Here is a 12537-nt window from a genome sequence, read left to right as displayed (position 1 = left end):
GAGCTACCTCGCCGGCCTCCACCTCCGCGCCGCAATGATCTGGATCGACGACCTGCTGAAGGCTCCCGAATGATCACGACATCACACAGGCCCTACGTCGGTGGCGCTCGGCAGCGCGCCGAGTTCGCCTGTTCGGCGCCCCTGGCGCCCAAGCGGCGCCCTGGCCTCTTCGTGGTCGACCTCGGCGGAGCGATGACCGGGATCGTGACGCTCGACCGTCGCGACCCTGAACGTCCCGTCCACGTCCACCCCGGGGCCTCGGAGGCCGAGCTCGGCTCCATGTTCCTGCCACAGGCGTGGGGACACGGGTACGTGGCGGAGGCGTGCGCGGCGGCAAGAGCCTGGTACCGCACGCCGCCGCCCAGCGCCGGCCCCACCCCGCGAACGAACGGACGGACCTGGCCCGCACGGCGGCCGGCACCTCCGGCCCGCTGGCGAGCGCCAGCACGACCAAGCCGACGCGCCAGTGCCCGAGAGGAGCACTGTTGGCGGCGGTTCAGTCGCCCGCCGAGCGGAGTTCGCCGATGAGGTGCCTGGCTGCTTCGGTAGCGGCTTCGGGTGTGCGCTTGTAGTGGCAGGTAAGGCACAGTCCTTGTCCGCCTCGCACGACGAGGCGGACGCAGCGGCCACGTGATCGGGGCCGTCGCCTACTGCGCTGGGGGCGTCACCCAGGGGGCGAACCGCTGACCAGGCCCCGCATCATGGCGCCAGTAGCGAAGGACAACTTCCTGGACGATGTCGAGCCGCGCCGCGGCGATGAGGCAGGACACCGTCTCTTGCCCGCCGGCCTCGGCCTCGGCCTCGAAGGCGACCACGACGGTCGGCTCGCAGCCGAGCTGGCGAGTGACCTTCAGGACCTCGTCGAACGACGGCGCACGGAAAATCGGATCCTGAAAGGCCGACGGGCAACTGACGAAGAGCGGCTCGCCGAACCGCAACTCCAAGCCATGGTGGTATGTCAGGTCAGAGTCGGCGGCAAGCCTGAGCTCTCCGCCGTCCCAGGTGACGACGTCCCAATCCCACCAGGACCCTTCGGGCAGCTCGATCGCAGCATGAGTTCCCGCGACATCCACGCTCTCTCTTCCGCCCCCCAGCCCAGCCTGTTCGAACAGATCGACAGGCTACACAGAGATCCGAAGCTCGCTACTTGACGAGTCAAGCGCCTGGGGTGTCTGGCACTCCCCCCTCTCTGCCTTCACCGAGGAGGAACGCATCCTCGACGAGTCATCCACCGGCGCCCCCAACACCGAGCCCCGCTCCGCGCACACGGCTCACCGAGCTTGCTCGCCTGCGAGGGCCTGTCGCGCCCGGTGAGTACCGGTTGCACGCGCCACTGAAGGCGTCATGCTGGGGAGGGAGAGCGCATCACGACCGGTGTCCCTGCGCCCGGGCGCCGTCGTTTCACGGTCCGCCTGACGCACCATGCACAGGAGGCCGCTATGAGTAGCCTCGTTTGCCGCCGCCGCCATTCGGTCCTCTCGGGCCGGGCCGGGCGCTGCGCGACGCGATACGCGCTGGCCGTTCTGCTCGCCTTGGCCGGTGTGCTGGTGCCGGTGGGGGCGGCTACGTCAGCCACCGACCCCGTCTTCATCCGTATAGGCAGCCAACCGGTCGGCATCGCGGTGACGCCGGACGGCCATCACGTCTATGTTGCCGAATCCGCTTCCTTCAGGGTGTCCGTGATCGACACCCTGAGCCATAAGGTCGTCGGCCGCGTCCGTGTCAGCGGCTCCCCGGTCGGGGTGGCGGTCGCTCCTGACGGCCATCGCGCCTACGTCACCGACTCGCGAGGGGACGTGGTGTCGGTGGTCGACACGACGACCAACGAGGTGGTCGGCCGGATCCCCGTCGGCAGCCAGCCGGTCGGGGTGGCGGTCACTCCTGACGGCCGCCGCGCGTACGTCACCAACGCGGGGTCCGATGACGTGTCGGTGATCGACACGACGACCGCCAAGGCGGTCGGCATCCCGCTCGCCGTAGGAAACGGCCCGGCCGGGGTGGCGGTCACTCCTGACGGCCGCCGTGCCTACGTCACCAACTCCACTGGATGGCCCGTCCCGGTTTCGGTGATCGACACGGGCACCCACCACGTCGTCGGTCTGCACGTCTCCGTCGGCGACTTCCCGGCCGGGGTGGCGGTGACGCCCGACGGGCACCACGTCTACGTCACCGACCAGTTGGGCACCGTTTCCGTGATCGACACCAAGACCGACAAGGTGGTCGGCGGCCCCATCCCTGTCGGCGCGAAGCCGAGCGATGTCGCGGTACGCCCCGACGGCCGCCGCGCCTACGTCACGAACTTCGCGTCCAACTCCGTGTCCGTGATCGACACGAGCTCCGGCAAGGTGATCGGTACCCCCATCGCCGTCGGTGGCAGCGCTACCCGGATCGCGGAACTCCCGACGGCCATCACGCCTACGTCACCCTCCACTGTTGCGGCGCCGTGGCGGTGATCGACATCTGAGCTCGGGCCGTGCCGCTCCCTGCTCGACATATTCGGCCGTCCCGATTCAATAGACCCGCTGCGCGCAGGTCCAGGCGGAAGAGGGCGCCTGGGTGGTGCCGACGTGGTGAGAGACGTGGTGAGATAGCGTCCCGTCACGTGGTGGCCCACGACAACGAAGCGCGGGACGAGCACAAGGCGGACGGGACTGCCGAGAAGGACGCTGCCGGCGTACAGCTCGTGCAGGACCTCGTTGCTCAGGTGCCCGGGTTCGAGGACGCCTACGAGTGCCACCTCTTCAACGAGCACGAGGTGCTCTCCCACGTGTTCTTCTGGGACGTCGTGCAGGACACCGTGCGCTCGTACCTGGCGCAGGGCGACCCGGACGGTCCCGACTGGCGCCGGGTCCTCGCGTTTCTGGAGGAGGAGACGCGGCGTCGTGTACCCGGGGCTATCGAGGTCATCGTGACCTCGTTCCTCTACAACCTCCCGTACGAAAGGCAACCCGGCCACGGCATCGAGGCGCACCTCGGGCCGGCCATGAAGGAGAGGTACCTCCAGCTTCGGCCCTGGTACGGCACGGACAGCCCCGGCAGCACAGGGAAGCCGACGGAGTAAGTCGCGAAGCTCGCGCAGTCCGAGGTCGGAGGTCCGAAGTCCGAAGTCCGGGGGCAGACATCCTCTCTGGACACTTCCGCTGCGATGAGTACGGCTCACCGGAGAACCCGGCCGCTGCTCCGGCTCGCCGCTCCCGCAGTCCGATGGATGCTTTGGCCGCATTGGCTCAGGCCCCCCGCGCCGCGGCGAACCGCACGCCCTCCCAGGGTGGTCGGGGCCGACTGCGGCCAGGTGCTCCGCGACCCGTCGGGCCGCATCGGGCCGCATCGGGACCGTGCGGCCGATCACGCGCAGCCGCCCGGTCCCCTCCACGCCGCCGTGCTGCTCGCAGGCGTCGGCCGGCCCCGGGAGTCGGCACGCACGCGTCCTCGGGCATGGCCTGGCCGACCCTAGGCGCGCCGCAGTTCGCAGCCTCCCCCGGTGCAGGAGCGGCGCAGCCGGCCTGCCGATATGGTCTCCATCAGGCCGATCGCCCAGCACATCGGGCAGCCGCGCAGCGCGATGAGGCCGACCGGGGCGAGGAGCAGGCTCGCCGGGCCGGTGAGGGGCAACAGGGCCAGCGATCCGGCGAGGGCGGCGAAACCGACTGCGCCCCGGGCCAGGTGGCGCGGGACCGTGGTGCTGGCGAAGCCACCACGTTGGGGCGCGCGGCCGGCAGTGACGGGCGGGGCGGTGCTTGTCGTCGTCGGTTCAGGTGTCATCGTCGTCTCCCCTGGTGTGTGCAGGTTCCTCGCGCAGTGCCTCACGTACGGTCGAACGGGCGCGGTGCAGGCGGGACTTCATCGCTGCGGTGCTCAGCCCGAGTCGGTGTGCGACGGTACGGCCGGGTAGCCCCTGGATGTCCCGCATGACCAGCACCTGCCGCTGGTCGGGTGGCAGGGCGGCGACCGCGGCCGCCACGCGTTCGGCTTCCAGGCGCAGCAGGACGTCGTCCTCGGCGGACTGTGCGGTGGGGCCGGACGTGTCGTGCCCGTCCGGCACTTCGTACTGACCCGGACCGTCGTCGCGACCCGATCCGCCGTGGTCCCAGGTGGTATGTCCCCGGGGAAGCAGGTCCCGGGTGCGTCGCAGGCACTCGTTGCGGACGATCCGGAACATCCACGACGCCAACGCCCCGGACGCCCGCAGCATGCCGATCTTGCGGTAGAGGATGATCAACGCTTCCTGAGCGGCGTCCTCCGCGTCCTGGGGCGTGGAACACAGAGTGTGCGCGAACCGACGCACGTGGGGGTACGAGCCGTATACCAGGGCGGTAAGGGCCTCCACCTCGCCGCGCTGCGCCGCGGCGATCAGGCTCGCGCCGGGCCAGGTGTGGTCAGCCACGCCGACGCCGCCTGCTGCGCATCAGGGTCACGGTACACGCGCACAGCAACAGCACGGCGGCCGCGACAATGAGGAAAGTGGTCATGAGATCCTCCGGTGGGATGGGGCGGACCCGGTCGTCCGCACACTCATGAGAGACGCGGCGGGCACAAAAGGATTCGCTCCCCGCGGAGAAACATACGTACCCCCGCGGGGCGCGCGTTCGCTGGCCTGCCTACCGCGGCGGGGGCCGGGCCGGGCAAGTGAAGCGTGCACCGTCGCCGTCGGCCGTCAGGGGCCTGGATCAGGGTCACTTCCTTGCCGGTCCGGCGGCCGCGCCGTATCCAGGGCACCGGGCGGCGGGACGACGCCGCCGCAGCCGTAGCGGTTGCACGGGCACGCCTCCCCGGGCCGGCGTACGCAACCCCGTGCCAGATCCCACGCCGCCCGAACCTCGCAAGCCAGCGCCCCGTGGGGCGGCCGGCGACGACAGGCGCACCCGCAGGCCCGACACTTCCCCAGCCACGACCCCGGTCTCGAACCGTACTGCGCGTCGGGCGTGCTCGCGGGGCCCATCACCACTGGGCCATGAGGGGCGCGTCCGGCTTGTGCTGCCGCCAGACTTCGACGAGGCGGGTGAGACGGGTGGGGGCGGCGATACCACGCACGGTGGCGATCTTGCCGTCGATGACATCGAACGTCACCGCACCGACGACCTGTTCCCCGACCACGAAGAGGATGGCGGGTGCGCGGTTGACGAGCACGTAGTGGAGGGCGGGGGCGCCGCCGGCAAGCCGTCGTTTCGCGGGCGTGGGCTTGAAGCCGCTCCGTGCGATGGCGGCCACGCGCTGAGGGGTGTCGTACCGCAGCAGCTTCTCCGCCAGGCCGGCGCCATCGGAGATCGCGATCACGTCGTCGGTGAGCATCTCCACCAGCCGTTCGGTGCGGCCAGAGGTGGCAGCGGCGAGGAATTCCTCGATGATCCTGCGGGCGGATGCAGAATCGACTTCACCCCCGCCGCCGCGGCGGCGCGATGCGGTAATCCGGTGCCGGGCCCGATGGAGGTGCTGTTGGCTCGCGGACTCGGTGATGTCGAGCATCTGGGCGATCTCGGCGTGGCTGTAGGAGAACGCTTCGCGCAGGACGTACACGGCGCGCTCAAGGGGCGACAGGCGCTCTATGAGAGTGAGCACGGCGAGGGAGACCGATTCGCGCTGCTCGAAGGTGTCTGCCGGGCCGAGCATCGGGTCGCCGTCGAGGAGCGGTTCGGGCAGCCAGGCGCCGGCGGCGCGCTCGCGGCGGGCCTGTGCCGAGCGGAGCCGGTCCAGGCACAGATGGGTGACGGCCTTGGTCAGCCATGCCTCCGGGGCGTCGATCTGCTGCCGGTCGGCGGCCTGCCAGCGCAAGAACGCGTCCTGCACGGCGTCCTCGGCGTCGACGGCGGAGCCCAGCATCCGGTACGCCAACGCGGCCAGCCGGTTACGGCCGGCCTCGAAGCGACCGGTGTCGAAACGATCAATGGCTGTGCTGTCCATGCGGATCACCCTCAGTCGTTACGCAACTGCCTTCGCGGCCTGCTCAGCCTTCGCGGTGGGGGTATGCACCGACGCATTCGGGTCGGGGGTCAGGCCGTGCTTGCGCCTCGGCAGGGCGAAGGTCGGGTGCGAGATGGCCCACAGCGAGGCCTTGAGAATGCCGGACTTGATCCGGGCGGCCTTCCAGCCGCCCATGTACGTTGGCTTGGCCCGCGCTTCGTCGTCGACCATCTGCAGGATCCCGTCCCGCCGCCCGAGGCTGACGTGGTTGCCGAGGTACTCCAGCCTGGTGTGGGGGATCTTACGGCCGGTCAGGCGCCCCATGATGGCGGCGACCGCCTGCATGCCGGTGTAGCCGGCTGAGGCACAGGACATCGGCAGCGGCCGACCGTTGTCGCCGATCGCGTACGCGGCGTCGCCGGCGGCGTAGACGTTCGGGTGCGAGACCGACCGCATGGTGCCGTCCACGACGATCCGGCCGTTCCCGGTAACCTCCAGCCCGCCGGCGGCGGCGAGGGGGTTGACCGCGAACCCGGCCGTCCACACTGTCGCGTCGGACGCCAGGGCAGCGCCGTCGGCGCACAGCACGTGAGTCGCTTCGACGGCTTCGACGCTGGAGTGCTCCAGGACGGCGATGCCCAGCCGGTCGCAGGCCTGACGCAGATGGTTGCGTGCTCCGGCGCCGAGCTGAGCCCCCAGCTCGCCGCGGGCGACCAGCGTCACCGACAGGCCGGGCCGGGACTCGGCTATCTCGGTGGCGGTCTCCATGCCGGTCAGCCCGTCGCCGACGACCAGCACCTTCCCGCCGTCACCCCGGGTGTCGAGGCGCTCGCGCAGGCGCAGTGCCGAGGGCCGGCCGGCGACGTCGAAGGCATGCTCGGCCACCCCGGGGACGCCGTGCTCGGCGACCTGGCTGCCGAGCGCGTAGAGGAGCGTGTCGTAGCCGAGTTCACCGTCACCGCCACCGTCGGAGTCGTCCACGACGACGACCTGGCGCTCCGGATCGACGGCGGTCACTCGGGCCACGCGCAGCCGTATCCCCGTACCCGCGAAGACGTCGGCGAGCGGGGGTGCCTCGATCTCCTGGCCGGCCGCCAACTGGTGCAGCCGCAAGCGCTGGACGAAGTCCGACTCGGTGTTGACCACAGTGATCTCGACATCTGCCGGGGACAAGCGGCGGGCCAGGTTCCCGGCCGCGTACGCCCCGGCATAGCCGGCGCCGAGGACGACGATGCGGTGCTTCATGCCCTTGCTCCTCTGTCGGTTCGCTTGCTCTCGCTGACTTGACGGAACGCCGCTCCGATTGCTGACAGGAACCGCATGTGACGTGGGCCACAAGATGGCAGGATCAGTGTCGCGAGGGCGCCTCGGGGGTCGGGCGCACGGCCGACGAGGCGTCGAGGGCCTTCAGCGCGTCTGCATGCGCGCCCGGGCGACGGGCGCCGCCGGAGGCTGAGGCTGAGGGCAGAGCCGAGCGGGGTGGCGACCCGTCCCAGAGGGTGCACGGCAAGCGACGGCCGCAGCGCAGCGTTTCTACACCGATGGAGATCTGGCTATCGCTTGGGCTCGATGACGTTGGCGTTCTGGTCGACCGGGATGGGGCCGGCGGGGCGGATCTGCCTGGTCCGCTCGAGTTCGACGATGCGCTCTGCTGTGAGTGATTCGTTCTCGTCGTGGACGGTCGACTGCTGGACGACAGGATGGTCGGGTGGGGGCTGGGTGAACCCGAAGAACGCCGCTGCGCCGGCTGCCGCGACGGCGAACCCTGCCGGTAACACCTTGATCGTGGGCACACAGGGCTCCAGGGTCGTGGTCGTCGCGGTGAGGGAAGGGACGTCATGGGTACGCGCCGCGTACTCTCTCGATCGTAGAAGTCCACATCGTCCTATGCGGCCGACTTCTTGCGTGGTGTCATCGCGCCGGCATCGACGTCGAGCCGAAAGCGTCCCCAAGGCTGGTCACAACGGAGCCGGACCAACTGCTCTCCCCGAACACGCTGACCGGCATGGCGAGCACGCCGCACTCGCGCTGGAGGGTCTCCGCTGGGATTTCAACCGGGAAGAAGTAGTTGCCGGGGCACGTCCGGCTCGCCGTGGGAATCGCCCCGAGCACATCGTCCGGCAGTCGTTCGAACAACCGCTCGGCCCGTGCGGCCAGTTCGTCGACGACCTGGCGGGGCACGTCGCTGTGCTCGGTCAACAGACGATCGGCGAGCCTCAACTGTGCCGACGTCGGCGGCTCCGCCCGGAACGCCTCGGCCAAGTCGCCATGCGCCGGACCCAGCAGGGCCACGCCGAACGTGCGTGGCCACAACCACCCCTTGGTGACCGAATGCAGCAGGACCGCACGACCGGTGTCTAGCAGGCGCCGCGTACCGGAAGCGAACGGAGTTCCCAGGTCGTAGACGCTGTCGATCAGGACGCGTCGGCGTGGTGATTCCCGCAACCACGAAAGCACCGCGTCGCACTCGGCATCGGACAGGTACCGGCCAAGCGGCTTGCTGGGGTTGGCGAGCAGCAGGTACTCGGGCCGGTCGTCCGCCGACGAGTTCGGCAGGGCCGGCGCCGGGAGCGTCGGGTAGGACGCGGGCGCGAGGCCCGCGGCGCGGGCCAGCTCGAAGTAGACCGGGTACACGTCACTGGGGAGCCACAGCCGTGCTCGTACGGAGCGCAGCCAGTGGAACACCACACCGAGCCCGTGACGGACCCCGCGACAGACCATGGCGCGGCCGGACCACTCTTCCGGCAGCTCGAAGCGCCGCAGCCAGGCCCGGGCGAGATCGCACCGGTGCACCGTACTCATGTCGGTCGGCGGTTCGGGTCGCATCGGAGCAAGCGCCCGGTACACGTTGGTCTCGGCGGCGTCCAGGAGTGACGAGGACGCACTGAGCTGCCGCTGCCGGAATTCCTGGAACTCGTCGAACCTCATGCCTCTGCACCTTCCGGAACGATCTCGCTGGCCCGGTCCTCCAGGGAGGCGTAGCAGCGTCCGTCGGCCATGACGTTCCAACTGCGTGCGATTCCGCTGGTGCGTTCCCAGAGCAGGCTGGGCTCGGTGTAAGCGGCGAAACGCATTGGCCGCCCGTCCCAGCTGCCGTCGTAGACCGGCGCTCCCCAGGGCAGACGGCTCGCCAGTTCGAAGCCGTGCTGCTCGGCGAACCGCGTGACGACGGACAGCGAAACCTGGTGCTCCCGGCTCCAGACGTTGGCGGCGCGGTCGAAGTAGAGCGACTCGGTGCTCGTGGAGACGTAGAGCTCTTTGAAGCAGACTTCCTCGACCCCGAGAGCCGCGGCCCACGAAAGGTATTCGGCGACGCCGGCCGCGTCGGCGACGCCGCCGTACTGGAGTACGCAGATCAGCCTCATCCGCAGCCCCGGCCAGCGGTCGCGTTCCACACGCCAGGTGTCGATCACAGAGCTCACCGGCGTGCCCAGCATCATCAGCCGCTCGCTGACGACGTCGTCCTGATGGTGCCGGGAGACCGCAAGCACGCTCAGGCCTGCGGCGCTCAGGGCTGCGAGTCGGGCCGCCCGGTCAGCGTGCCGGCCCTTCGCCAGGGTGTGCGCGTTGGTGATCAGGACGACCTTCGGGAAGGCTGCTGAGCAGGCGGACACCAGTCGCAGCTGCTGTTCGAACGGTATGAGCGTGGGCTCCCCGCCGCCGGTGATCACTGCGCGCTCGGCACCCGCCACCCGGGCGCGCTCCAGCCAGCGGGCGACCGCGTCCCACGGGACCCGCGCGGGTGCCTGGTCGCTGGAGATCGAAGCCGAGGAGAAGCAGAACGAGCACCGGGCCTGGCAGGCGGAGGCGACCGGCAGAAGCGAGACCGAGCGCGGTCGGGTGTCGGCGTAGCGACGCACTGCCGATCCGTGCAGGTGCAGGGAGGCCGCCATCGCATCCTCGACGGTTGTCGGGCGGAGGGTGAACTCGTCTCCCACTTGGTCGAGTTCATGGACGGCTGACAAGCGGATCCGAGCCTCGTGCAGTTCCATGCCGAGGCCGGTCGACACGTTGGGAACCAGCCTGTCGGGGTTCACCGTGGTTTCCAGCACCAGCAGCCGGTCGCCCGCTATGGCCAGACGGTCCAGCAGGCGTCGTGCCTTGCCGATGCCTATTCCCAGCTCCGCACGGGTCAACAGGTGGAACCGGTCTGGATAGGTGCTCTCCGGAATCCCCGCCTTACCGTAGGCGAAAGCGTACTTGTCGAAGCCCTTCGCGAAGTTCGACAGCACGATGACGTGGAAGCGCTCTTCGCTCTGGTCACTACGGTCACTACGGTTCATCCCGTCATCATGCATGCGTAGTCAACGACACGCCCCGCCCTGGCGCGGTCGACTTCACCCGTCCTGTACAGCCCGCCCACATGGCTGGCTGGCTTCCCCTGCGGCTTCTGCCCGCAGGCAAGGTGTCGTAGGGCTGGGCGCAGCGGAAGCAAAGTCACGTGCGACATGGTCCGGCAACTGGAAAGCTGGGTCGATGAGCAGAGATGCAGAGGTCATCGTGCTGGCGCGTGGGGCCGAGGCAGTGATGGAACCACTTACCCGGCCCGACGAGAGCAGGCAGTGGCACCAGTGCTTTCGGCGAGTGGACGACCACATGTTCGGTGGGTGGACCGGCTCGTCCGAGGAATGCTACGCATGGGTAGTCCAGTTCGGCCGCAGCAACGCCTGGACCGGGCTGCTGGCGCACCTGGAATCCTTGCCTTGGCCGAACCCGGGGTCGGTCCAGGTCCTGGTCCATGACCAGGACGACGACTGCTTCGGGCTGTGGATGATCCATGACGGCCGACTGGTAGAGGTGTCCCTGCCCCGTACCCGGCGCGTGCCGTTCTCGTCCTTCGAGCTCGGTGTGCTCGAACGTACGGACCGCCCAGGCCGCTGAACGATCCGGACGGAAGGGCCCGGGGCACGGTTGCCGACTTCGAGATCCGGAGGCTGGCAGCCGTCGACAGATTCGGGTAAGTGGCTGTTGTTGTTCCGAACTTGAGGAGTGCTGGTCGAACGGGAGTCACCTGAACTCCCGACCGGTCCTCCCCCGCCGTCGTCACCTCCGCGTCCTTCACATCGAGCGGCGGCATGACCGCGCGCACCGGGTGGACGTCACGTCGCCGAGGTGCCCGGCCGCACGGCGAGGCCAGAGCACCCACAGGCACGACGCCTGGCGTACCGCCACCACCAGCGTCCTCGCAGCAGTGCGCAGCTTGTCACCCGGGCGGTGGGAGGCGAGGACGTCCGCAATGGCCAACCGGCGGCGACTGTGAAAATCGCTGTCCGCTCACCCGAGCACGGTGATAGACATCCGGGGTGGAAAAGAATCTCGAGTTCCCTGACCTGTTGCGACTGATCGATGAACGGTCGACCGTCTTCCGCGCCGTGGTCGCCGCCGCTCCCGGTCTCGACGCGCAGGTGCCGACCTGCCCCGGGTGGACGCTTTTCGATCTGGTGAAGCACCTGGGTGGGGGAGACCGTTTCTGGGCCGCCATCGTCGGCGCGGGGTCTGCCGACGCTCCCCCGGCCGAGGCCGTCGCCGCGCGCGCCGCGCTGGAAGTGCCGCAGGAGCGTGAGGCCCTGCTGGCCTGGCTGGACGCGTCGACGCAGCTGCTGCTGGGCGCCCTGCGCGCGGCGGGACCGGAGAGCGGTTGCTGGACGTGGTGGCCCGCGTCGCAGTCACCCCAGACCGCCGGAGGCACCGCCCGGCACCGGGTCCAGGAGACCGCGGTGCACACCTACGACGCCCAGCTCGCCGGGGGCGCCCCGCAGCCGCTGCCGGTCGAGCTGGCACTCGACGGTGTGGAGGAGTTCCTGTTCACCGTCTGCGCAACGCCGAGTGCCTGGCCGCACAAGCCCACGGCCTTCGACTTCCACGCCGCCGAGGGCCGCTCCTGGCGCCTCACCGTCGACGGCGACGGCGCACGCACCACCCGCATCCCCGCGCCCACCGCCGCGACCGGCGAAGACTCGGACGCAGCCGGCGCCTCCGTCCACGGCACGGCCAGTGAGCTGGTCCTCTACCTGTACGACCGGATCCAGGCGGACTCCTTGCACGTTGACGGAGACGCAGGGCTGCTCGACCTGCTCCGCGCCTGGGAGCCGGAGGAGAAGTAGGACGTAGCGGGGGCTGTTGGCCGCGCCTCGAGCCGGTAGGACACGGCTCTTCGCCAGGTTCGTCAGTCGCGGCACCGGGCTCAAACCCGCGAGGCGGCCTCGGGGCGTCACCAAGCCGACCGTCTACCTGGATGGCAGTGCGAATTTGTCCGTCCCAGCGATCACGAGAAGCGACGCGACTGCCGTCGTCCCGATCTCGTCGAGAAGTCAGTCGATCGGGTGACTGCGGCGGCTGCCGTGCATGAGAGCAGGGCCTCTTGGTAGCTCGAAGGATGTCAAATCCAACGTGCGGTCCAGGAGGCCCTGTTCTCGCATGTCTACGGCAACGCGGGAGTGGGGTCCACTTCAGCCACTCTCGCATGTGACTGTCGGGCTCACAGGTTCGGGAACGCCAGAGACCACGGGGCGCGCGAGCGTCGGTATCCCACCGACCTGTCGGACGCCGAGTGGGCGGTGGTCCGGCCACTGCTGCCGGTGCCGGGCGAGCGGGATCAGATCGTCGAGGCGTCGATGACGAAGCGGTAGCGGACGTCGC

The 12537-nt window shown here is 69.7% G+C and carries 12 protein-coding genes and 1 pseudogene; 5 read left to right on the top strand and 8 right to left on the bottom strand.

Translation table 11 applies throughout. The annotated features are described in order from the left end of the window. Positions 1 to 93: 93 nt before the first annotated feature. A pseudogene (locus ABZY44_RS35355) lies at positions 94 to 348 on the top strand (GNAT family N-acetyltransferase); the annotation flags it as partial. Between the two features lie 299 nt (positions 349 to 647). Here the strand turns inward: ABZY44_RS35355 and ABZY44_RS35350 are convergent. After that, positions 648 to 1073, bottom strand: coding sequence for a hypothetical protein (locus ABZY44_RS35350; protein WP_356661221.1), 426 nt, complete (start codon positions 1071 to 1073; stop codon positions 648 to 650). 366 nt (positions 1074 to 1439) lie between these two features. On the opposite strand from ABZY44_RS35350, the gene ABZY44_RS35345 reads away from it, so the two are divergent. Further along, positions 1440 to 2453 carry a YncE family protein gene (locus ABZY44_RS35345; protein WP_356661219.1) on the top strand — a complete coding sequence of 338 codons (1014 nt, stop codon included), beginning with the start codon at positions 1440 to 1442 and terminating at the stop codon, positions 2451 to 2453. Between the two features lie 149 nt (positions 2454 to 2602). Next, a complete protein-coding gene (locus tag ABZY44_RS35340; RefSeq protein ID WP_356661217.1) occupies positions 2603 to 3061 on the top strand; it encodes a hypothetical protein in 459 nt (152 codons plus the stop codon). A 389-nt stretch (positions 3062 to 3450) separates the two neighbouring features. Here the strand turns inward: ABZY44_RS35340 and ABZY44_RS35335 are convergent, their stop codons facing one another. The 7 genes from ABZY44_RS35335 to ABZY44_RS35305 form a co-directional block, all read right to left on the bottom strand. Further along, positions 3451 to 3762, bottom strand: a complete 312-nt coding sequence (locus tag ABZY44_RS35335) for a hypothetical protein (RefSeq protein ID WP_356661215.1) — start codon at positions 3760 to 3762, stop codon at positions 3451 to 3453. Further along, positions 3752 to 4384, bottom strand: a complete 633-nt coding sequence (locus tag ABZY44_RS35330) for an RNA polymerase sigma factor (protein WP_356661213.1) — start codon at positions 4382 to 4384, stop codon at positions 3752 to 3754. The genes ABZY44_RS35335 and ABZY44_RS35330 overlap by 11 nt, the downstream gene beginning before the upstream one ends. Before the next feature lie 554 nt (positions 4385 to 4938). Continuing rightward, complete coding sequence (locus ABZY44_RS35325; RefSeq protein WP_356661211.1) at positions 4939 to 5898, bottom strand: sigma-70 family RNA polymerase sigma factor; 960 nt, start codon at positions 5896 to 5898, stop codon at positions 4939 to 4941. A gap of 18 nt (positions 5899 to 5916) precedes the next feature. Next, a complete protein-coding gene (locus ABZY44_RS35320) occupies positions 5917 to 7143 on the bottom strand; it encodes an FAD-dependent oxidoreductase (RefSeq protein ID WP_356661209.1) in 1227 nt (408 codons plus the stop codon). A gap of 308 nt (positions 7144 to 7451) precedes the next feature. Then, positions 7452 to 7691 carry a hypothetical protein gene (locus tag ABZY44_RS35315; RefSeq protein ID WP_356661207.1) on the bottom strand — a complete coding sequence of 80 codons (240 nt, stop codon included), beginning with the start codon at positions 7689 to 7691 and terminating at the stop codon, positions 7452 to 7454. A 118-nt stretch (positions 7692 to 7809) separates the two neighbouring features. After that, entirely contained in the window at positions 7810 to 8826 is a 1017-nt protein-coding gene (locus tag ABZY44_RS35310) for an aminotransferase class I/II-fold pyridoxal phosphate-dependent enzyme (protein WP_356661205.1), read from the bottom strand. Further along, a complete protein-coding gene (locus ABZY44_RS35305; protein ID WP_356661203.1) occupies positions 8823 to 10196 on the bottom strand; it encodes a radical SAM protein in 1374 nt (457 codons plus the stop codon). The genes ABZY44_RS35310 and ABZY44_RS35305 overlap by 4 nt, the downstream gene beginning before the upstream one ends. A 178-nt stretch (positions 10197 to 10374) precedes the next feature. Between ABZY44_RS35305 and ABZY44_RS35300 the strand changes: the two genes are divergently transcribed. Together ABZY44_RS35300 and ABZY44_RS35295 are read left to right on the top strand one after the other, a co-directional pair. Beyond that, entirely contained in the window at positions 10375 to 10779 is a 405-nt protein-coding gene (locus tag ABZY44_RS35300) for a hypothetical protein (RefSeq protein WP_356661201.1), read from the top strand. A 422-nt stretch (positions 10780 to 11201) separates the two neighbouring features. Next, entirely contained in the window at positions 11202 to 12002 is an 801-nt protein-coding gene (locus tag ABZY44_RS35295) for a maleylpyruvate isomerase family mycothiol-dependent enzyme (protein WP_356661199.1), read from the top strand. The last annotated feature ends 535 nt before the right edge of the window (positions 12003 to 12537 follow it).

It is taken from the genome of Streptomyces sp. NPDC006544 (assembly GCF_040611715.1).
Lineage (GTDB): Bacteria > Actinomycetota > Actinomycetes > Streptomycetales > Streptomycetaceae > Streptomyces.
The sequence above is the reverse complement of the archived record's forward strand: the minus strand, read 5'-3'. Positions and strand labels throughout refer to the sequence as shown.

What these genes read in the sequence shown, in the direction of transcription:
- ABZY44_RS35305 (WP_356661203.1), bottom strand. Translation starts at nt 10,196, where the DNA reads ATGCATGATGACGGGATGAACCGTAGTGACCGTAGTGACCAGAGCGAA.
- ABZY44_RS35345 (WP_356661219.1), top strand. Translation starts at nt 1,440, where the DNA reads ATGAGTAGCCTCGTTTGCCGCCGCCGCCATTCGGTCCTCTCGGGCCGG.
- ABZY44_RS35335 (WP_356661215.1), bottom strand. Translation starts at nt 3,762, where the DNA reads ATGACACCTGAACCGACGACGACAAGCACCGCCCCGCCCGTCACTGCC.
- ABZY44_RS35325 (WP_356661211.1), bottom strand. Translation starts at nt 5,898, where the DNA reads ATGGACAGCACAGCCATTGATCGTTTCGACACCGGTCGCTTCGAGGCC.
- ABZY44_RS35320 (WP_356661209.1), bottom strand. Translation starts at nt 7,143, where the DNA reads ATGAAGCACCGCATCGTCGTCCTCGGCGCCGGCTATGCCGGGGCGTAC.
- ABZY44_RS35300 (WP_356661201.1), top strand. Translation starts at nt 10,375, where the DNA reads ATGAGCAGAGATGCAGAGGTCATCGTGCTGGCGCGTGGGGCCGAGGCA.
- ABZY44_RS35310 (WP_356661205.1), bottom strand. Translation starts at nt 8,826, where the DNA reads ATGAGGTTCGACGAGTTCCAGGAATTCCGGCAGCGGCAGCTCAGTGCG.